Origin of the sequence: Lachnoclostridium sp. Marseille-P6806, assembly GCF_964238185.1 — a bacterium.
In the GTDB taxonomy this organism is placed as follows: domain Bacteria; phylum Bacillota; class Clostridia; order Lachnospirales; family Lachnospiraceae; genus Brotaphodocola.
Genome location: NZ_CAXSLG010000011.1, coordinates 57,617 through 77,821 on the forward strand (window position 1 = coordinate 57,617; position 20,205 = coordinate 77,821).

18 protein-coding genes are annotated in these 20,205 nt (G+C 44.0%); 1 reads left to right on the top strand and 17 read right to left on the bottom strand.

Features of this window, described 5'->3' with window-relative positions; genetic code table 11:
* Positions 1–91 precede the first annotated feature (91 nt).
* From ACESON_RS13775 to coaBC, 5 genes are all read right to left on the bottom strand, one after another.
* Positions 92–1,471 carry an MATE family efflux transporter gene (locus ACESON_RS13775; RefSeq protein WP_177959685.1) on the bottom strand — a complete coding sequence of 460 codons (1,380 nt, stop codon included), beginning with the start codon at positions 1,469–1,471 and terminating at the stop codon, positions 92–94.
* Between the two features lie 123 nt (positions 1,472–1,594).
* The gene (pepV, locus tag ACESON_RS13780; protein WP_373110491.1) at positions 1,595–2,998 is read right to left on the bottom strand and encodes a dipeptidase PepV; all 1,404 of its coding nucleotides are present in this window, start codon (positions 2,996–2,998) and stop codon (positions 1,595–1,597) included.
* Positions 2,999–3,017: 19 nt separating this feature from the next.
* The gene (locus ACESON_RS13785) at positions 3,018–3,464 is read right to left on the bottom strand and encodes a GatB/YqeY domain-containing protein (RefSeq protein WP_177959683.1); all 447 of its coding nucleotides are present in this window, start codon (positions 3,462–3,464) and stop codon (positions 3,018–3,020) included.
* Between the two features lie 73 nt (positions 3,465–3,537).
* A complete protein-coding gene (locus ACESON_RS13790; RefSeq protein WP_373110493.1) occupies positions 3,538–5,130 on the bottom strand; it encodes a peptide chain release factor 3 in 1,593 nt (530 codons plus the stop codon).
* 157 nt (positions 5,131–5,287) lie between these two features.
* A complete protein-coding gene (gene coaBC, locus ACESON_RS13795; RefSeq protein ID WP_373110495.1) occupies positions 5,288–6,478 on the bottom strand; it encodes a bifunctional phosphopantothenoylcysteine decarboxylase/phosphopantothenate--cysteine ligase CoaBC in 1,191 nt (396 codons plus the stop codon).
* Positions 6,479–6,700: 222 nt separating this feature from the next.
* Between coaBC and ACESON_RS13800 the strand changes: the two genes are divergently transcribed.
* Positions 6,701–7,471: a type III pantothenate kinase gene (locus ACESON_RS13800; protein WP_177958051.1), complete on the top strand. Its 771-nt coding sequence runs from the start codon at positions 6,701–6,703 to the stop codon at positions 7,469–7,471.
* A gap of 244 nt (positions 7,472–7,715) precedes the next feature.
* On the opposite strand, the gene ACESON_RS13805 is transcribed toward ACESON_RS13800, so the two are convergent.
* The 12 genes from ACESON_RS13805 to ACESON_RS13860 all read right to left on the bottom strand — a co-directional run bounded on the left by ACESON_RS13805 (position 7,716) and on the right by ACESON_RS13860 (position 20,167).
* Entirely contained in the window at positions 7,716–9,296 is a 1,581-nt protein-coding gene (locus ACESON_RS13805) for a PIN domain-containing protein (RefSeq protein ID WP_373110497.1), read from the bottom strand.
* Between the two features lie 273 nt (positions 9,297–9,569).
* Positions 9,570–9,905, bottom strand: coding sequence for a hypothetical protein (locus ACESON_RS13810; protein WP_373110499.1), 336 nt, complete (start codon positions 9,903–9,905; stop codon positions 9,570–9,572).
* Between the two features lie 107 nt (positions 9,906–10,012).
* Positions 10,013–11,302, bottom strand: a complete 1,290-nt coding sequence (locus ACESON_RS13815) for a hypothetical protein (RefSeq protein WP_373110500.1) — start codon at positions 11,300–11,302, stop codon at positions 10,013–10,015.
* 38 nt (positions 11,303–11,340) lie between these two features.
* Positions 11,341–12,438, bottom strand: coding sequence for a substrate-binding domain-containing protein (locus ACESON_RS13820; protein WP_373110502.1), 1,098 nt, complete (start codon positions 12,436–12,438; stop codon positions 11,341–11,343).
* Between the two features lie 65 nt (positions 12,439–12,503).
* Positions 12,504–13,913 (bottom strand): glucuronate isomerase, encoded by a 1,410-nt coding sequence (gene uxaC, locus ACESON_RS13825; RefSeq protein ID WP_373110503.1) that lies wholly within the window; start codon positions 13,911–13,913, stop codon positions 12,504–12,506.
* A gap of 14 nt (positions 13,914–13,927) precedes the next feature.
* A complete protein-coding gene (locus tag ACESON_RS13830) occupies positions 13,928–14,728 on the bottom strand; it encodes an SDR family oxidoreductase (protein WP_177274660.1) in 801 nt (266 codons plus the stop codon).
* Positions 14,729–14,748: 20 nt separating this feature from the next.
* Complete coding sequence (locus ACESON_RS13835; RefSeq protein WP_373110533.1) at positions 14,749–15,969, bottom strand: UxaA family hydrolase; 1,221 nt, start codon at positions 15,967–15,969, stop codon at positions 14,749–14,751.
* Between the two features lie 31 nt (positions 15,970–16,000).
* A complete protein-coding gene (locus ACESON_RS13840) occupies positions 16,001–16,324 on the bottom strand; it encodes a UxaA family hydrolase (protein ID WP_373110505.1) in 324 nt (107 codons plus the stop codon).
* A 20-nt stretch (positions 16,325–16,344) separates the two neighbouring features.
* Positions 16,345–17,052, bottom strand: coding sequence for an RraA family protein (locus tag ACESON_RS13845; protein ID WP_373110507.1), 708 nt, complete (start codon positions 17,050–17,052; stop codon positions 16,345–16,347).
* 103 nt (positions 17,053–17,155) lie between these two features.
* Positions 17,156–18,454: a TRAP transporter large permease gene (locus ACESON_RS13850; RefSeq protein ID WP_373110508.1), complete on the bottom strand. Its 1,299-nt coding sequence runs from the start codon at positions 18,452–18,454 to the stop codon at positions 17,156–17,158.
* Entirely contained in the window at positions 18,447–18,962 is a 516-nt protein-coding gene (locus tag ACESON_RS13855; protein WP_373110510.1) for a TRAP transporter small permease, read from the bottom strand. Before ACESON_RS13855 ends, ACESON_RS13850 begins: the two co-directional genes overlap by 8 nt.
* A gap of 98 nt (positions 18,963–19,060) precedes the next feature.
* Positions 19,061–20,167 (bottom strand): TRAP transporter substrate-binding protein, encoded by a 1,107-nt coding sequence (locus ACESON_RS13860; protein ID WP_373110512.1) that lies wholly within the window; start codon positions 20,165–20,167, stop codon positions 19,061–19,063.
* Positions 20,168–20,205 lie beyond the last annotated feature (38 nt).

The following is a 20,205-nucleotide window of genomic DNA, read 5'->3' on the forward strand; positions in this document are numbered from 1 at the left end:
CTCTGCCCTGGATTTTTCTTCAGGCATTTCCTGCTTTGGTGGTATTATATTTCGGTTTCTGCCCTGTGTCAATTCTGGTTATTCTAAATTCTTACTCCAGCGCCTTTTCCTTCCACTTTCCCCAGCGATAGAACACAGCCGTAATCACAGCGCCCAGAACCCAAGAAACCAGAAGAGATATCCAGATGCAGGCGTACCAGCCTCCCGGCATTTCAGGCGTTCTGGTCATCCAGGCAATTCCGTAAGCCAGAGGCACCCGGATGGCTACCGTCGTAATCAGAGAAATCCACATAGGCGTCATGGTATCTCCGGCTCCCCGCATAACGCCGGACAGACTCTGGGTCACTGCCATGGCAAGATATCCCAGAGCAAGAACCCGCATCATGTTGTTGCTTAACGTAACCAGCTCCGAGGTGGAGGTAAAAATCGCCATCAGATGACGGCCGAAAAGCAGAATAACCGCTGTAATGGCAGCAGAGGTTCCCACTGCAATCAGAGTACCCTGTTTTGCTCCCGTCTTCACCCGATCCAGCTTTTTCGCGCCTACGTTCTGTCCAGAATAGGTAGTCATTGCTGTACCAAAGGAGAAGTTAGGCATCATGGCGAATCCGTCCACTCTCATAATAATAACATTGGCGGCAATCACCATTTCTCCAAAGCTGTTAGTCAGAGACTGCACTACAACCATAGCCAGAGAAAAAATGGCCTGGGTAATTCCGCTGGGAACGCCCAGCCGTACTACCGTTGCAATATTTTCCCGGTGAGGCTTTAAATAGCATGCCTTTAAATCAAATAAATGCTTCATTTTCCGAAGCTTCAAAAAACACAGAACTGCAGAAATCATCTGAGCAATCACCGTAGCCAGAGCTACCCCTGGCACACCCATATTTAATCCTGCTACAAACCACAGATCCAGAATAATATTGATCACTGTAGCGACCACCAGATAAACCAAAGCAGAAAAAGAATCGCCCAGACCTCTTAAAACGCCGCAGAGAATATTATAGTATGCGACTCCGGCAATTCCATACATCATAATAAAAAGATAATCAGAGCACCAGTCTATGATGCTGGCAGGCGTGTTTAAAAGTTCCAGAATCGGCCGAATCGCCACAGAACCTGCAATCACCAAAAATATGGAAGAGGCTGCTGTTAAAGTCAGCACGCTTCCAATTGTGCGGGAAAGATTTTCTCTGTCCCGTGATCCGAAATACTGGGAAACCATGATGCTGGCTCCCATAGAAATTCCGATAAACAGCACCAGCAGCAGATTCAAAATCGGGCTGGCGCTTCCCACTGCTGCCAGAGCATTATCTCCCACATACCGGCCTACAACAATACTGTCTACGGTATTGTAGAGCTGCTGAGCCACATTGCCGATAATCATAGGAATCGTAAATAGTACAATTTTTTCCCAGGGACGCCCTTCTGTCATATCCACCTGGGCAAATAGTTTTTTCAGACTGTTCATTCACTGCACCTCATTTGCTGTTTCCTTGTTTTTATAAAAAGGATGCGGAAAAGCAGCCTTCCTACAGCTGTAGGAAGAATCTGATCCTCCGCATCCTTGGATTTCCCTATAAGCTTGTTCGCCTTAGCTGCACAAATCTACAATAACCTGAGCAAAAATCTTTGCGCTGATTACCAGATCGTCTGTCTGCGCAAACTCATTTGCTCCATGCATATTGTTGTCTCTGCCCGGCATGGCAGCGCCAAATGCAACGCCGTTTTTCAGGTGATGAACGTAGGTACCGCCTCCGGTAGACTGACATTCACTCTTGATTCCTGTATAATCCTCAAATGCCTTTAAGAGTGTTCTGACAAAATCAGAATCGCCGTCTACATGATGAGGAGGAGTCATGGTTTCGTTCAGAAGAACGCCTCCGTTCTCTTTCATCTTTTCCTGAATCACCTTCAGAACATTGTCTTCGTTTCCGCATACCGGAACACGGCTGTCAAACTCTCCATCCAGGGAAGCTGCGTCAACAGTCAGCATAGTAAATGCCAGAGTCAGACGTCCTGACAGCTCGTCCTCCATATCCACGCCCAGTCCCTTTCCGTAGAAGTCCCCGTGAGGCATCAGGGCTGCAATCTTCTTCAGGCCATCCACCTGCGGGCAGGCAGCAAAGGGAAGTCCGGTCAGCAGCTCCAGAAGTCCGGTCAAAGCATTAACTCCCTCCTGAGGCGTAGATGCATGAGCTCCCTTTCCTTCTGCGGTAATCTCCACTGCTCCGTCTTTGGCTTCCATGGTAAAATGAACGCCTGTCTTTTCTTCTGCCGCCTTTGCCGCAGCCTCCAAAACGCCGTCCTCAAAGCCCTCTACCACTGCCTTCGCTTTTCCGGGAACCACATTAATCTTAGTTCCGCACTTAAGGCTTACCAGTCTCGGAAGAGCCTCAGAAACCTCAAAATTCATTGTGAAATGTCCTGGAAGACGTCCCTTTTCCACATTTACAACCGGGTATTCAATATCCGGAGAAAAGGTCATGGGAGCCTCTGGTTCTTTGCTGTAATAGTATTCAATGTCAGAGCTTCCGCATTCCTCATCGGTACCCAGGATCAGACGGACATTCTTCTTTAAGGGAATCCCCAGCTCTTTTACCGCACGCATAGCATAAAGAGCAGCAATCGCCGGACCCTTGTCATCGGCAGTTCCCCGTCCGTAGATCTTTCCGTCTTTTTCAACAGGCTCAAACGGCGCTGTCACAGTCCAGCCCTCTCCGGCAGGAACTACATCCAGATGAGCCAGAATATCCAGGTGGCGGGGCTTGTCATTTAAATCAATGCAGCCTACATATCCGTCATAATCGGTGGTATCAAAGCCATATCCCTCTGCCATATCCAGCGCTGCGTCCAGGCATTCAGCCGCCCCAGGACCAAATGGCATATCCTCCTCAGCAGGCATTTTTTCGCTGTTAATTCTGCACAGTTCGCAGACGTCCTCCACCAGCTCCTGACGGTGGGCATCAATAAACGCATCAATTTTTTCTCTGTACATTGTAAAAACCCCTTTCTTTTTATTTCATCATGCCAGCCAGTGTCTCATTCACCAGCTTTCCGTCTGCTTTCCCCTTTACTCTGGGCATCAGAACCTTCATGATTTTTCCCTTATCTGCGCCAACGGGCTTTTCAATTCCCAGCTCTGCCAGCACCTCCTGAATCACCTGGGCAATCTGCTCCGCACTCATATCCTCCGGTGCAAACTCCTTGTAAACAGCGATTCTTGCTGCCATTTCCTCTCTGATATCCTGGCGTTCCTCAGGAGCCAGATCATAGGTTTCCTTACTCTGACGCAGTTCCTTTTTCACTACAGCATTTTCCTCTTCCTCTGTCAGGGGAGAACGCTTGTCAATCTCCGCGTTCTTTAAAGCAGACAGCAGCATAGAAAGAGAATCCTTTCTCACTTTATCCTTTGCCTTCATGGCTGCTACCATAGCAGCTCTTACTTCATCAATCTTGCTCATAATCTTTGTCTCCTTTCATGATGCCAATGATCTGTTGTCTCACTATACGGAAATACCTGTCTTCCAAAGCCTCTTAGCTTCTTCCAAACTCAGACAGCTTCAGTCCCGGATTTCTCTCTTCTACCATACCCACGCTCCAGCTGTTGACAAACAGAAGCAGCGGATTATCCTTCAGATCCTTGATCCGTTTCATATCGGAGGTACCCTGAATTCTTGCCACATCCACTTCTTCTTTATTCTCAATCCAGCGGATATATTCATAAGGCAGCTTTTCCAGCTTTACCTCTACGTTGTATTCATTTTCCAGACGATAGGTTAAAACCTCAAACTGCAGTTCACCAACTACGCCTACAATAATCTCCTCCATACCAGTATTAAACTCCTGGAAGATCTGAATCGCACCCTCCTGGGCAATCTGGCTGACGCCCTTTAAGAACTGCTTTCTCTTCATGGTGTCAATCTGGCGCACCCTTGCAAAATGCTCTGGCGCAAAGGTGGGGATTCCCTCAAATTCAAACTTTTCACTGGATTTGCAGAGGGTATCTCCAATGGAAAAAATACCAGGATCAAATACACCGATAATATCTCCGGCATAGGCCTCTTCTACAATCTTTCTGTCCTGAGCCATCATCTGCTGCGGCTGGGACAGGCGCAGCTTCTTGCCGCCCTGGACGTGATTCACCTCCATGCCTGCTTCAAACTTTCCGGAAACAATCCGCATAAAAGCAATTCTGTCTCTGTGGGCCTTGTTCATATTGGCCTGAATCTTAAATACAAAGGCGGAAAAATCCTCTTTAAACGGATCAATCTCCCCGGTCAGAGTTCTTCTCGGCAGGGGGGAAGATGTCATCTTCAGGAAATGCTGCAGGAAGGTTTCCACACCAAAGTTAGTCAGGGCAGAACCAAAAAATACCGGAGACAGGTTTCCTCTGCTTACCCGCTCCATATCAAACTCATCTGCAGCGCCGTCTAACAGCTCAATCTCATCCAAAAGCTGTTCATGGTAGGAATATCCAATCACATCATCCAGATTCGGCGCATCCAGACCATAGTTCTGAGTCGCTACCTCCTTCGCGCCTCCCATAGCTGCTGTAAAGGTGGTAATTTCCTTGGTATGGCGATCGTAAACGCCCTTAAAATTCTTTCCGCATCCAATCGGCCAGTTAATGGGGCAGGTGCGGATTCCCAGGACATTTTCAATTTCATCCATCAGCTCAAAGGGATCTCTCGCTTCCCGGTCCATTTTATTGATAAAAGTAAAAATCGGAATTCCTCTCAGCACACAAACCTTAAACAGCTTAATGGTCTGCGCCTCAACACCCTTGGAGCCGTCGATTACCATGACGGCACTGTCTGCTGCCATCAGGGTACGGTAGGTATCCTCTGAGAAATCCTGATGTCCCGGTGTGTCCAGAATATTAATGCAGTATCCGTCATATTCAAACTGCATTACAGACGAGGTAACAGAAATTCCTCTCTCCTTCTCAATCTCCATCCAGTCAGAAACTGCATGCTTGGCAGCTTTTCTTCCCTTTACGGTTCCTGCCAGGTTAATGGCGCCTCCGTAAAGCAGGAATTTCTCCGTTAATGTGGTTTTACCTGCATCCGGATGGGAAATAATGGCAAATGTTCTTCGTTTTTTTATCTCTTCTGCTATATTTGACAAAAGTCTGTCCTCCAAATCTTCTGATTAAAGCTCTGCTGCACAGATCGATTGCTGCGCAAATTTCTCTTCAATCCATGATTGTACCAGAGAAATCCAGCTCTGGCAACAGGGTTCCAGGGCATAATGATCACTTCCTGAAGTTTCTTGCCTTTCAGCCTCAGAATCTGTCCATAATCCGGTTCAAAAGCTGATGAGCCACCTGTTCCTTTGTCATCATAGCCAGCTCCTCTGCCCCTTCTTTAGTAATTATGGTCACAACGTTCGTATCTGTTCCAAAGCCTGCCCCGGCTGTCTTTAAATTATTGGCAACAATCATATCTACATGCTTCTTCTCCAGTTTTGCCTGAGAATTTTCCAGCATATTTTCTGTCTCCATGGAAAATCCGCAGAGTACCTGGCCCGTCTGTCTGTGGTTCCCCAGCCATGCAAGAATATCATCTGTCCGTTCCATTTCCAGATTCATATCCCCGTCTTTTTTCTTTGTTTTCTCTGTTCCCACATATTTGGGGCGGTAATCAGCCACAGCTGCCGCCTTAATAATCACATCCTGACTGCTGCTTGCTTCAGTTACTGCCTGAAACATTTCCCCGGCGCTTGTCACCGGCACCAGATTCACACCAAGAGGGGCCTTTAAATTGACCGGCCCGCTTACCAGAGTCACTTCCGCGCCCCGTCTGGCAGCTGCCTGCGCAATGGCATAGCCCATTTTCCCGGTGGAGTGATTGGTAATATAACGAACCGGATCAATGGCTTCCCTGGTGGGACCGGCTGTCACCAGGACTTTTTTCCCCGCCATATCCTTTTCAAAAGCCAGCTCCTGCATAATATATTCCATCAAAAGCTCCGGCTCCGGCATCTTTCCTGCTCCTGTATCCCCACAGGCCAGATATCCGCTGGCCGGTTCCACCACATGCATCCCATATCTGCGGCAGATATCCAGATTATCCTGAGTGATGGGATTTTCATACATCTGGGTATTCATGGCCGGAACAATGTATTTCGGTTTTTTGCAAGCCAAAAATGTAGTTGTCAGCATATCATCTGCCAGCCCGTGGGCCACCTTTGCAATCACATTGGCTGTCGCCGGGGCAATCATGAAAATATCCGCCCGCTTGGCCAGAGCTACATGTTCCACCTGGAACTGAAAATTTCTGTCAAAGGTATCAACCAGACATTTGTTCCCTGTCAATGTTTCAAAGGTAGTAGGAGTAATAAAATTCGTTGCATTTTCTGTCATAATCACCTGCACATCTGCATGCTGCTTTACCAGCATACTTGCCAGGCTGGCTATTTTGTAGGCGGCAATTCCGCCTGTTACGCCAAGAACTACTGTCTTTCCTTTCAGCATTAGTCCCTCCTGATTTTATCGCCGGAGCCTGCCCCGGCAAACATTTGCAATGGAATCAGTATAGCACAAAAATTGCGTATTTAAAAGGGATTCCGATTGTGTTTCCCTGTAAAATATGATAGGATGAGTGTGCAAAACAACTGCTTTTTGCGGTTCGTTTTCTGCCTGAAAATACACAGATTCTGCCGGTTCCCTTCAGGAATCGGGAAAGGAGCTTTTCCAATGATTTTAGCACTGGATATGGGAAACACCAATATTGTGGTAGGCTGCATTGACTCAGAAAAAACATATTTTGTTGAACGCCTGACCACCAATCACAATAAAACAAGCACAGAATATGCCATAAATATTAAAAATATTCTGGAAATTCACGGCATTTGCACAGCTGATATTGAGGGCTCTATTCTTTCTTCTGTTGTGCCTCCTCTGAATGCCGCCATTTCCTCAGCCGTAAAGAAAATCCTGGGCCATCACCCCATGCTGGTTGGATCCGGCATCAAAACCGGCATGAATATTCTTATGGACAACCCGAAAACCGTCGGCAGCGATCTGATTGTTGATGCTGTCGCTGCTATTCGGGATTATCCCTGCCCCATCATCGTCATTGATATGGGAACTGCCACCACTATGTCTGTGGTAGATCCGGCCGGCAATTATATCGGAGGAACCATTCTGCCTGGACTTCGTATTTCCCTAGATACCTTAAGCAGCAAAACCGCCCAGCTTCCCTCTATCAGCCTGGATATTCCCAAAAAGGTCATCGGAAAAAATACCATTGACTGTATGAGAAGCGGAATTATGTACGGCAATGCCGGCATGATCGACGGCCTGATTGACCGGATTGAAGAAGAACTGGGGCAGCCTGCTTCTCTGGTTGCCACCGGAGGACTGTCCCGCTTTATTATGCCTCTGTGCCGCCATCAAATCCAGTATGATGAGGCTCTGATGTTAAAGGGGCTGCTGATTCTTTTTGAAAAGAATAAGAATCTGTAGTCAGAGCAAGAGATTTTCCTCTGAAATAAAGAAAAATAAAGGCCAGCGCCGCTGCAGCTAAGACAAGTATCATCTGCAGCGGCCTCTGGCCTTTTGCGTTTATTCTTTATATTTTATTCTTTTTCTGAGCCTTTACCGGCGTTCTCCCAGTCTCTCCTGCGAACCTTTTTCTTTCTATAATAGTTCCGCATCTATCCAGACGTGTTATTGTTGAATCATTCACTCTGCAAAATCTCCCACAACTCTACAGTGCCCGGATAATCTTTACATGATTTCGGAGAACCGCATAAAAGCTTCCTCCATCCTCCTGCCCAAACCGGCGCAGCAAGGCTGAATGAATCCCATTCAGATTCTTCTTGGGTACCCCGTTAAGAATCTTCAGAATTTGATCCACATCTCCTTCCTGCAGGCTCATTTCACTGCGTGCCAGAATCAGTTCCAGATACCGGCGTTCTCTTTCCTTTTTGTTGTTGCTGTATCCGGCGGAAAGTTCTCCCCGGCAGCCAGGATTTTCTCGAATAAAACGATAAATTCCGTTTCCAGTTGCCAGACCAAAATGATACTCCATCACATTGTGAACCAGAGACATATTCGAAAGCTTCAGGGTTTTGCAAAGCTCCAGGAGAAATCTCCGATCCTCCTCCGGCTCCCGGCTTCCTGTTCGACGGAAAATCTTCAAAAGCTCTTCCCTCCAGTCAGCGCCGCCGCCATTGTGTTTTTCTTCTGTTTCTGCTTCGCCGTTTTCCCTGTCTTCCTCTCCGTCTCCAAAGAGCTCCTGCTCTAAAACAGCTTCGTCGTCTTCGAACGGCTCTGGTTTCTCCGTAAAAACCAGGGTATCCTCCTCAGCGAACTCCCGGCATTCTTCCTTCTTCTCTTTTTGTGTTTTTTTTCGTCTGTTTTTTCTCTTTTTTCTGCCGTTTCCCTCAGAAGTGGTCTGCCCGCAGCTTCCCTCGCCTTCTGCTTCATCCTTTCCCGCTGACACTTCCTTTGGGGACATTTCTTCGCAGCTGTTCTCTGCACAAGCTTCCACTTTTCTCATTTCTCCGCAGATGTCCTCTGCACAAGCTTCCGCTTCTCTCATTTCTCCGCGCCCGTTCTCTGCAGATACTGCCTTCGGAGACTTTTTCCTACGAACCTTCTTTGCAGAAGATGCTGATTTTCCCGGCTTTTCTCCGTGATTTTCCACTGCGCAGGATTCTGATTTTTCCTGTTCTTCTCTGCGGTTTCCAGCTGCACAGGATTCCGATTTCTCCTGTCCTTTCCTGTGATTTCCTGCTGCGCAGGATTCTTGGAGAATCGGCTCCTCTCCGCAATTTTTTTCTGCACAGGATTTTTGAGCGGCCGGCTCCTCTCCGTGAACACGCGCTGCAGCTCCAGCCTTTTCAGACTTATTGTTTCGGCCCTTCTTTTCTGATACGGCTTTCTCTGCCTTCTCTTCCTGGCGTCTTTCCTCCGGCGCTCCCTTCTCACAATCTGTACCCTTAATTCTCCGCACAGAGCATCCCTTCTGCTGCCAGTAACGAACTACAGCGTCATATCCGGTATCATTGGAAACAATGATATATTCCCGGCTGCCATTCTGAGACAGACAGCTTCCCAGCTCTGTCACCAGCTGAAAATCCAGGGCATTCTGCCCTTCAAAACACTTGATCCAGTGAACCGCCCCTCGCTTTTGTTCCATCAGACAAACGATTCTATCATAGCCCATGTGTGCGCTTTTATCTGTATAAAATACCAGAATCTCATCCCCATCCTCCAGTACCTGCAGAAGCTCCACCCACACATCGTTGATATTCTCGCTGTCGATTAAATAGGTTCTTCTCATTTCATTCTCTCCGTTATAAATTTTTCCCGTGATCTTTATTATACACGTTTTGCACGGAATGTAAAATAGGAACCATTACGCACCCGTGGAATTCGCTCTTCTTTTATAAACCAGATCCACAATTCCATTATAATTTTGTGTACTTACCAGCTCCAGCTTCTGTTCTGTGCTCTTGTCTTCAATTCCTCTATCTTTCCAGGTCTCTCTTTTTTTCGAGCCTTATATTTCGTCAAACCATTACATACTCTGATGGCATTCCTGTTTTCGATTGTATCATAAATTTATTCCTTTTGTTTGTGCTTCAGAAGTTTTCCTATTTCTTTTCTTGTTTCCACCAAATAAAGGCCCCTGGCACGTGTTCTCTCCGTATGCCCTCAAAATACAGATGTTTGAACATCTATTTTTTAAGGTTTCGACAGTCAACACTCTGTGTATATCATACCTCTGAGTTTTATATAGAATTCCTCTTTTCCCACCGTAAATGCAAAATTTCTCCTCTGATTTGTGCAGGAAGCAGTTCTTTTTCTCCTTAAATGCAAAATCTTCGCCATGAATTGTGCAGAATTCGCCCTTTCCCTCCATAAATGCAAAATCTGCATCATGGCTCAAGAGTCCCCTATAGAAATTATTCCCCCACAGAAATCTCTTTTCTGCAAATACAACAATGCGGCAGTTCCAAGCAAATGCTTCAAACTGCCGCCGCTCAAACTTCTATTCTATTCTTCCTCAGCCTTCTGAGGCGTTCTTGCTGAAACACAGTAAACCTTTACCGAGCGTTCCATCCGGCTGTTAAAGAAGATCCTGTCTCCCGTATGACTGTATATGGGATGAGGGTGGGCATCCTGCCCCAGCCAGTCACTTTCGTGTTTGCAAAGAGGAATCCAGGTCAGAGTTCCCTTTTCCCAGTCCGGAATGACCTTGCAGATATACTCCGCATCCTTTTTATGTGGATCCGGCCCGTTATCTGTACTGTTTTCCCGAACCTGCTTTACCTCCCAGGGATATTTAAAATACCCGTCGCACACCAGGTTTCCCCTGTGATCCATAGTAAAATGGCCATAGGCATTGTAATCATCCGGCAAAGCAATTTCCCAGTACCTTTTTGTAGCCAGCTCATACCGGCCAACCATAGCCGGACCGCCTGCATAGCCGCCATGATAAATAATCTGAGTTCCGTCATCACTCCACATCTCATGGCAGACCCAATCCTCCGCTCTTCGTGCAAAGCCCCTTGGATTCCCCAGAGTATCGCTTCCCTCGGTGCGGACACGAATCAGAGAATCCGTTTCATGGTCATACATCCAGATACGCCGGATCCCGCAGTCAAAGCTGGGCCACTCATGGTTATACATAATAATTTCCGGATTGATTGGATGAAACTGCACATGGGTAATCCAGCATTTCGGAACTGTTTTTTCAAACAGCAGCTCTCCTGTTTCTGTATCATAAACACAGAGATAGCTGTTTAAATTTTCCTCCTGCACCCGTCCGTCAATATCATAAACCGGACGCCGGTCAAGCCCGGCTCCCTCTGTTTCCGGATCAAAATCCAGGCATCTGCCGTCTGTCATAGGGACACAAAGTCGCTTTCCATCTGCACTGACATGAGTAAATGCTGTCATTCGCTCCTCCGGTATCCGGTTCAGCACAGTAATCCTTCCCTCCCGGTCTGCCCTGCATATTTTATCATCCTGAATAAAATAAATGATTTCCCTTACATAATCGAGACAGACACTGGCCTTCCCCAGCCCCCGATTCTTCTCTCCGTCAAAGTAAACGTAGCTTTTTAAAGTACCTGCCTGATTCTGTGTAAGAACCTTCTCTTTTCCGGTAAACAGATCCTTTACTATCACATTGGGGCTTCCCCCCTGATCACTTATCATATAAACTCTGTCTCCGCTCTCCCCAAGAGACGAGCAGGTAAAATACAAAAGCTGAGTATTATATTCCTGTCCATCCAGACAGCCGCCTGCCAGCATCCGTCCGTTTAATGGTGTCTCCTTCACAAATCACAGCTCCTTTCTGATATACAGAATCCGTATTATTATTCTAGAAAACGAACCGAATTTTTTTCAAATAAACACAAATTGCTGCGAAATACCACCTGGCTTCCAACAACAAAACTCTCCTCTGGTTTTACATCCTTCAACAAATAATCTACTAACATTCGAGTCGCCATAAAAGCCTGTGCGAACGGATTTTTTTGAATCAGATTCTGAAATACTCCAGAACGCAGTGCCTGCTTATTTTCCTCAAAAAGGTCACTTCCCACAGCTACCAGTTTTCCAGCTTTTCCGCTTTCCTGCAATGCCCGCGCCAGCATTATGCTGGCACGAGAAGAAACACTGCACACTGCAGCCACATCCGGACGTTTAACATAGGACAGTATATTGTTATAGTTTTCTTCACAAATTTGATTTGAATGATCCCTATAAATAATATTTTCATAACCATTTTCCCGCATATATGAAGTAAATCCCTGTTCAATGCGATGATGTGATGGATATTCCTGTATGCCTGCACATATAAAAACACTTCCACAGGAAGGGATGCGATCCATTATTATTTCTGCCATGGTTCTGCCAATACAGTCGTAATCTGCTCTTACGCAAAAAAGTCTCCCACTTTCCGGCATATCTGTATCCACCAAAGCCAATGCCAGACCCTCCTCTACATATCCTCGCAGCACATGCGCAGGAATTGGACATCTATTTCCATGAATAACAAGACCATCCAACTCATCGTTATCCAAAAGATGTTTCAATCCCTCCAACACCTGATTCTGTCTCTTCCACAATTTCAACTTATCGACACTGTCATTCTCTGGATATGCAAACTCCTGAATAGAAACATTCAGATCTCGTATGCTATCCTGATAAGCTCGAAATCCACTCCACATTTGGGGATAATAATACTGATTATCACCCTCTGTACTTGGAAAACATACTGCAAGCCGGACTGTTTTTCGTTTTAAAGATGCTGCTGCTACATTGGGATGATAATCCATCTCCTTTGCCAATGCCTTAATTCTTGCTCTGGTTTCTTGGCTAACGCCGGTTTTATCACTCAATGCCAAATGTACAGTTCCTAATGATACTCCCGCCGCCGCAGCAACATCCTTAATTGTAACTCTACGATTCATAATATCTACCCCAAAATTCAATAATATGGGTTACTGTTGGATGATAAAATTTTGTTATTGCATTATTATTTAAATCCAAAATATTCCTTTACATTGTTATAACAAATATTCTGTACCGTTTTTCCTAACTCTGACTCACCAGAAAAATATTCCCCTCGCTCCACTAACTCACCTAAAAAATTACATAAGACTCTACGATACAGTTCGTGACGCGGATATGACAAAAAACTTCTGCTATCTGTCAACATTCCTACCGATAAACTTATCGGATATAAATTGGACACAGACCGAAATTGTTTATCAATCCCATAAATTTGATCATGGAACCACCAGGGTGCTCCCAGCTGGACTTTTGCCCGAGTCGCTTTTTCACAGAACCCTGCTGCTAATATAGCATAATTTTCCGTATTTGTCCCGTCTAGACAATATAAAATTGTCTTGGGAAGTCTATCCTCCAATGTCAATCGATTTAAAAGTTCTCCCACACTCTGTACGCGGGTAGAATCATCAGCACAATCAAATCCTGTGCTCTGCCCGATTCGTTTTACATATTTTCGGTTTGCATCCAGATATGTACCGATATGAAGCTGCATAACATAATCATGTATACAATACAGCTTTCCCATTTCATAAAGAAACGCACTGCGATACTGATCATCTTCTTTTTTGGTAAGCTTTTCTCCCCTCAAAGCTTTTTGAAAAATAAATTCAATTTCTTCCTCTGTTGCATCTACCCAGGTAAAATCCGGAATACCATTATCAGAAACTGTCGTTCCTGTAATCTTTTGAAAATAAATCAACCTTCGTTCTAACGCTGTTATCATCTCGCGAAATGTTGTCACTTTCATATCTGCCGCATTTTCCAAAGCCTTCATGTATTCTGCAAATCCTGGTTTTGCCGCAAACATAGCCTTATCTGGTCGGAAAGCGGTAATTATTTTCGTTTTCAAAGTCGGATCCTCGTTCATGGCAATATGATATTTTAAATCATCTACAGGATCCTCCGTTGTGCTAACCAGTTCTACATGTGAATGTTCCATGCACCATCTAGGTGTAATATTCTTCTCGGCAATTAACGCCTTTGTCCTTACATAAATATCTTCCGCATTCTCTTTACATAATGGCTCATCTATATCAAAAAATCTTTTTAATTCCAATGCACACCATATATAGAGTGGATTCCCAATCAATTGCGGTACAATTTCTGCAAATGCCAGGTATTTTTCGTAATAGCTGGTTTCTGTACCAGTAATATATTTTTCATCAATTCCGAAGGTACGCATAGCCCGCCATTTATAATGATCCCCTGACAACCACATTTCGCCAATATCTTCAAACTGCTTATTTTCCCAAATATCCCTTGGCTGCAAATGGCAATGATAATCGATAATCGGCATAGATTCCGCATATTTATGATATAACATACGCCCCGTCTCGTTGGTCAGACAAAGTTCCTCACTGAAACTTGTATTCATCTCTGCATTCCTCCTTAAAATCCGATTAAAGCTCCTCCATCTACTGGTACACAAGTCCCACTGATATAACGTGCTGCGTCGCTGCAAAGGAAAGCTGCGCACATTCCCACATCCATAGGATCTCCTACCGTCTTTGCCGGAATTCTTCCCATAATTTTGTTGAGGCGCTGCTCATCATTATCCGTTGCTTTATGGAACATGGGAGTGTCTATCCAGCCGGGAGCAATCGCATTTACTGTAATTCCATATTCAGCAAGCTCTGCTGTCAGTGTATGGATTAATCCAAGATAGCCAGCCTTGGCTGTCGAGTATCCCGCAACCTGCGGCTGTCCAATATAACTTGTCATACTTGCCTGGAATAGAATACGTCCATGTCCCAATTCCTTCATTTGAGGAACAAAAGCCTTTGTTAATGCAAAAGCTCCTACAAGATGTACATTCAATACACTGACATACTCCTCTACACTCATCTCCCAAATAAATTTTTTGCAATGATTTCCTGCATTATTGATCAAGATACTAACAGGACCATGCTCTTTTACAATTCGATCGGCCATAGCCTGTGTTTTATCCGTTTCTGTTATATTGAACTGGTAATACGCCACTTTATCACCAAATTCCTTCATAGCCATTTCTGCCTGCTCCGGTGTCTCCATGCTAAGCACGATTACCTTTGCTCCAGCGCTCACCAGACATCTTGTAATTGCCAATCCAAGTCCCGTAGATCCACCGGTTACTACCGCTGTCTGTCCATTTAAAGAATAATATTTTTCCATGCTGAATTCTTTCATTTGCTGTTCTGTAAAAGCTGCCATTTTTAACATCTCCTTTAATTTTATCTACAAACACATTTTCGTCCTACTTCTTTTTCCTGGTACTTATAAGGAATATAATATTCCCTATGTCCCAGCATTTCGCTTTTCGTTTCTTTTCCGGAAGCGATTTCTGCTACCATATGAGTCAGATATTCAGCTAATTCATCCTGACTGCATTGTCCTTCCAATACCGGACTCGCATCAAAATCCATATCTTCTTCCATTCTCCGAAAAGTATCATGATTTCCTGTAATTTTTATACAGGGGCTTACCGCACTGCCAACTACATTGCCTCTTCCTGTTACTAAAAATACAATATGTGTCCCGCAACTAATCAAATCCATTAAGCCTTCATTGTCATTAGGATTAGTAATACCAAACTGCATCCAATGCGGATCTGGCGTGGAATCAAGCAGCCACAGTCCTGGCTTATTCGCTTCGACAGATACTTTTAATACTCCTTGAATCGGTCTGCTTCCACTTTTTACTACGGCCCCCATACTCTTTTCTTCAATAGTAGATAATCCGCCTGCAAAATTTCCAGGGCTTACCGAATACTGTCGTACAGCTTTGCAATATTCCAAAGCCTTATCATAGGTATACTGAATTTCTTCCTTCGCCTTCTGGTCAACTGCTCTTTTTGTAAGAAGATCCACAAGCCCTATTGCCTCAACAATTTCTTCAAAAATTGCAGTTCCTCCCATATCAACCAGCTTATCAAAAAAACGCCCAACAACTACGTTTCCTGCCAATCCACTGGTGTAATCGCTTCCTCCGCATTCTGCACCAATAACTAAATCATCAAAACCCATTTCAACTCGTGGAGTCTGTTTCAATTTCTTTAATATCCGCTGAACCTCCTCCACTCCTTTATTGATTGCAGTTCTGGTTCCTCCTTCATTTTGAATAAACAGCCATGCTGATTCTTTTTCTTCTTCTTTGGCAATGTTACTCAGCCATTCTGGCTGTATGTACTCACATCCCAAGCCTACAGCCAAAATACCACCTACATTTGGATGACGGATTAAACTAATCAGCAGGTTTACTGCATACTGATTATCTGTACATCCATCAAACCCTAAAACCTCAACATCTGAATCTGCCGCTAGTTCTGCAATGCGCCGAGCTACAAATTCACTGCATTTTACCGTATAAATTACCAAAACGCGATTCCTGATTCCTTTTTTCCCGCCTTTTCTTTTATACCCCATCCAACGGTATTCTTCAGGAAGAGTTTTCATATTCGCTTCATTCTTATCCATTCCGTCCTCCTTACTCATACCGGGTATCCTTCGGTGTCCCGGTTACTGCATCTAAGTGACTGGAACGTTCATCATAAATACTTTTTATATTGTGCAGATGTACCCAGCTTCCACTGGGAATATCCTCTGTAGCCCGACCAATCACAACGCCATATTTTACAATCTCTTCCCCGGCCTTAATATCCCGTAATGCAATCTTATGTCCCACCGGAACATCTGTCACTGCCTGCATATTTTTTATCAGGGCATCGCCTCGTACAACTACAGTTCCCCTGTTAAGCGGTTCCAATGCCGTTGCTACATTATCTGAAAAATCAATTTGAAATGCCGTCACACTGATTTCCTCTTTTCCTTCTATAAAATTCCAAATGTTGCAAATGCTTCTGTTGCACTCATACCTTCTTCAATCGCTTTTCGAACCTTCTTTTCTCCAGCAGCCTTTTCTAATGCCTTTTCCAAGACTTCTACATATATTTCCTTTGGAATAATCAAAACTCCATCTACATCACCAAATACCAGATCTCCATCATGAATCGTCACTTGTCCAATCTCAATCGTGCAACGGAAATCGCATACGCTCGTTCGAATACTGGAATCCTGAGCCCAGCATGCCTTCGCAAATACCGGCCAGTTCAGCCCCAGCACCTGCGGTGTATCTCTTGTATATCCATCCAGTACAGCACCTGCTGCACCTCTTGTTTTCGCTGTCGTTGTCAGCAATTCTCCCCACAGCGCACTATTATGAGCGCCTGTCGCTACATAAATTTCATGTGGTTTTAACTGATCCAATGCCTCTGTTAAATAACCAAAAGGTTTTTTCTGTTCTCCAAAAACATCATTTTCAAGAACCGTACATGCAAAACCAGCCATTTTCAAGCGATTGTCCGACTCTTCCTTATTCACAAATGGCTCTGTCGGAACCATAGCAGCTAATGGTCGAATTTCTGCTGGAAGAAACTGATGACAATATCCCATCTGATCCAAAATATCACCCACTACTGGAGTGTAAAGCTTCTCTTTCATTAACTGAAACATCTCTTCATAATTTTTCCACATTGCCATTTTTTCTGTCTCCTTACCTAAAAATCTTATATTCTTGTTAAAAAAGTGCTGCCACCGGCCTTACCGGCACTGCAGCAACACTTTTTTCTTGCAATTTCCTGTCTTATACCGGCATCAGTAAATTTGGAAGGAACATAACAAAGGCCGGTATATAAGTTACTATAAGCAACACAATCAGCATTACCATGTAAAATGGCAGCATACTCTTGGAGAGTTTCTCAATCGGAATTTTTGAAATAGCTGCACCAATAAATAATGTAGAACCTACTGGCGGAGTTATCAAACCGATTCCTAAGTTAACAATCATAATAACGCCAAAATGCACTGGATCAATTCCAATACTAGTTGCTATTGGAAGCAAAATGGGCGTTAATACCAGGATAATACAACTCATGTCCATCATGGTTCCAAAAATCAGCATCAAAATATTCATCATAATCAAAATCAGATACTTATTTGTTGTAAATCCCAAAATAGCATTGGAAATAATAGACGGAACCTTTAAATAAGTTAATACCCATCCAAATGCAGAAGATGTAGCAATCAAAATCAACACAATCGCCAGTGTATTCAATGCATTTTCCAATACCTGCCAAAAATCCTTAAGGGTCATTTTTTTATAAACAAATATAGATACAAACAATGCCCACACAACTGCAATTGCAGCGGACTCTGTTGCTGTGAAGATACCAATAACTACACCAACAACAACTATCATAACTGTAAACATTCCCCAAACTGCACTGCCTGCAGACTTAATGAGGTTTTTCAGACTGAAAGGAGAACCCTTGGGGTAATTCTTCTTTACAGAAATGTAGTAGCTGTAAATCATCAAAGCCACACCTAAAACGATTCCCGGTCCGAATCCAGCCAGAAACAGACGTCCAATAGAAACTGTTCCTGCCACTGTGGCGTAAATAACCATGTTATGGCTAGGTGGAATCAAAATTCCCTGTACAGAACTAGCCATTGTAACATCTGTTGAAAAATCTGTATCATATCCCTGCTCTGACATCATAGGAATTAAAATGGTTCCTAAAGATGCCGTATCTGCTGCGGATGAACCTGAAATACCACCAAAAAACATAGATGCCACAATATTTACCATTGCCAGTCCGCCGCGAATCCATCCTACTAAGGCATCTGACAACTCAATCAGTTTATCAGAAATACCTCCTTTTCCCATTATTTCACCTGCAATGATGAAAAAAGGAACTGCCATCAGAGAGAATGAAAATACGCCTTTTACCATCAGCTGTACAACCTGCATCAGCGGAAGCCGGAGATAAGCCATTGTTAAAACACTTGACACACCAATGGCATATGCAACTGGCATACGAAACGCAATAAAACCAAAAAAAGTAATTAATAATATCGCAATAGCAACTGTCTCATTAACCATTTGCCTCTCCTCCTTCCTCCTCATATCCAGCCGGCAATTTTCCTCTCATTCGCATAAAGAACAAAATGAATTTCTCACTCTGCATTAAAAGCATACATACGCCGGCAATCGGAACTGACGCATACAAAAAGCTCTGTTTGCAGCCTAACCCGGACATTACACTTTTACTCATCAGTTTTGTAAACTGAACGCCATAAATAATCATAAATAAACTAAATCCAAAAATCATTACATGGCTTAAAGCCTTCAGCACTTCTATTGCTTTTTTGGGAAGTAAATAATCTATCAGCATAACTCTAATATGTGTATCTGTCCGAACTGCCAATGATGCACTAATCAAAGCCATATATACCATACACATCAATATCGCCTGCTCTCCCCATCTTGGAGTTGAATGAAGAATATAGCGGCAAAATACAACGTAGCTGGTAATACAAATTGATGCAATAAACACACATTTGCAGAATGACATGAACAGCCAATAGATCATATCATAAAACTTTTTCATCTTTGCCCTCCTGTCTTAGAAAAAACAGGACTCCTGCATGTTTCCATTGTTCTTGCAGAAATCCTGTTTTTATAATATTTTATGGTAATCGGATCCTCTTATTTCTGAATCTCAACCATTCTCTGCAGGAGATCTTCAATTCCCTTGGTATAATCTGCCCATACCGGTTCACATGCTGTCTGTGCTGCTGCAGTATCCTCAGGTGTCATTTCAATAATTGTTACACCCTTCTCCTCTAAAGAAGCACGCAACGCAACTTCCTCAGCTTCAATTTCTCCCTTATTCCAATCAGACGCCTTCTGTCCTGCCTCCAGTAAAATCTTCTGATCTTCCGGACTTAAAGCATTCCACTTTGCCTCTGCCATTAATACAACGCCAGGGCTGAAGGTATGGCCGCTTAATAAGTAATAAGGTGCTACTTCATAGAATTTATTAGAATCATATCCCGGATATCCGTTCTCAGCGCCATCAACAACTCCAGACTGCAGAGAACTGTATAATTCACTGTAAGAAATCGGAGTCGGCTCTGCTCCAAGCGCTTTCATCGTATCCATCATTAACTGTGTTTCCGGAACTCTGATCTTTCTGCTCTTAATATCACTTAAACCAGTAATTTCTTTTGTGGTAAACAGGTTGCGGGCGCCTTCATCCATATAGAAGAGACCAACCATACCTGCCCCAACTTCTGCGCCCTCTGTAAGAAATGCCCGTCCAAGCTGTTCATCCTCTAATACTTTCCACATTCCTTCACGACCAGTGAAAATAAATGGAAGGCCAAACATATTTAATTTCTGGAATCCATAATCAGAAAGAGAGTTTGTGTTCGCACGGTACATATCAACAGTACCTCCGCCCATTTGAAGTGCATTCAGGCAGGTTTTCTCATCGCCCAAAGTGGAAGCTGAATAAACTTCAATTTTGATACGTCCATTGGACATCTCATCAACATATTTTGCAAATTCATATCCTACGCGAGTGTTAATATTATCATCACTGTTCAGCTCTGCATATTTAAATACCATCTCCGGCTCTGATACACTTGCCTCTCCTGCTGCCTCTGTTTTTTCTTCTGAAGCAACAGCTGCTGTTGTTTCAGAAGCTTCTTTTGCAGATGATGTTGTTTCCTTTTTAGATGCTCCGCCACATCCCACCAGACTCACTGCCATAGCAGAAGCAAGTGTCAACGCCAATAATTTTTTCTTCATAAATGTTGTCCTCCTGACTTAATTTTAACGTTTTAATC

Coding starts and splice junctions, on each gene's coding strand:
- ACESON_RS13860 (WP_373110512.1), bottom strand. CDS start 20,167: ATGAAGAAAAAATTATTGGCGTTGACACTTGCTTCTGCTATGGCAGTG.
- ACESON_RS13785 (WP_177959683.1), bottom strand. CDS start 3,464: ATGAGCAAGATTGATGAAGTAAGAGCTGCTATGGTAGCAGCCATGAAG.
- ACESON_RS13775 (WP_177959685.1), bottom strand. CDS start 1,471: ATGAACAGTCTGAAAAAACTATTTGCCCAGGTGGATATGACAGAAGGG.
- uxaC (WP_373110503.1), bottom strand. CDS start 13,913: ATGAATACAAGTTTCAGTGAGGAACTTTGTCTGACCAACGAGACGGGG.
- ACESON_RS13830 (WP_177274660.1), bottom strand. CDS start 14,728: ATGGCAGCTTTTACAGAACAGCAAATGAAAGAATTCAGCATGGAAAAA.
- coaBC (WP_373110495.1), bottom strand. CDS start 6,478: ATGCTGAAAGGAAAGACAGTAGTTCTTGGCGTAACAGGCGGAATTGCC.
- ACESON_RS13855 (WP_373110510.1), bottom strand. CDS start 18,962: ATGAAAAAGTTTTATGATATGATCTATTGGCTGTTCATGTCATTCTGC.
- pepV (WP_373110491.1), bottom strand. CDS start 2,998: ATGTACAGAGAAAAAATTGATGCGTTTATTGATGCCCACCGTCAGGAG.
- ACESON_RS13845 (WP_373110507.1), bottom strand. CDS start 17,052: ATGGCAATGTGGAAAAATTATGAAGAGATGTTTCAGTTAATGAAAGAG.
- ACESON_RS13800 (WP_177958051.1), top strand. CDS start 6,701: ATGATTTTAGCACTGGATATGGGAAACACCAATATTGTGGTAGGCTGC.
- ACESON_RS13835 (WP_373110533.1), bottom strand. CDS start 15,969: ATGAAAACTCTTCCTGAAGAATACCGTTGGATGGGGTATAAAAGAAAA.
- ACESON_RS13820 (WP_373110502.1), bottom strand. CDS start 12,438: ATGAATCGTAGAGTTACAATTAAGGATGTTGCTGCGGCGGCGGGAGTA.
- ACESON_RS13805 (WP_373110497.1), bottom strand. CDS start 9,296: ATGAGAAGAACCTATTTAATCGACAGCGAGAATATCAACGATGTGTGG.
- ACESON_RS13850 (WP_373110508.1), bottom strand. CDS start 18,454: ATGGTTAATGAGACAGTTGCTATTGCGATATTATTAATTACTTTTTTT.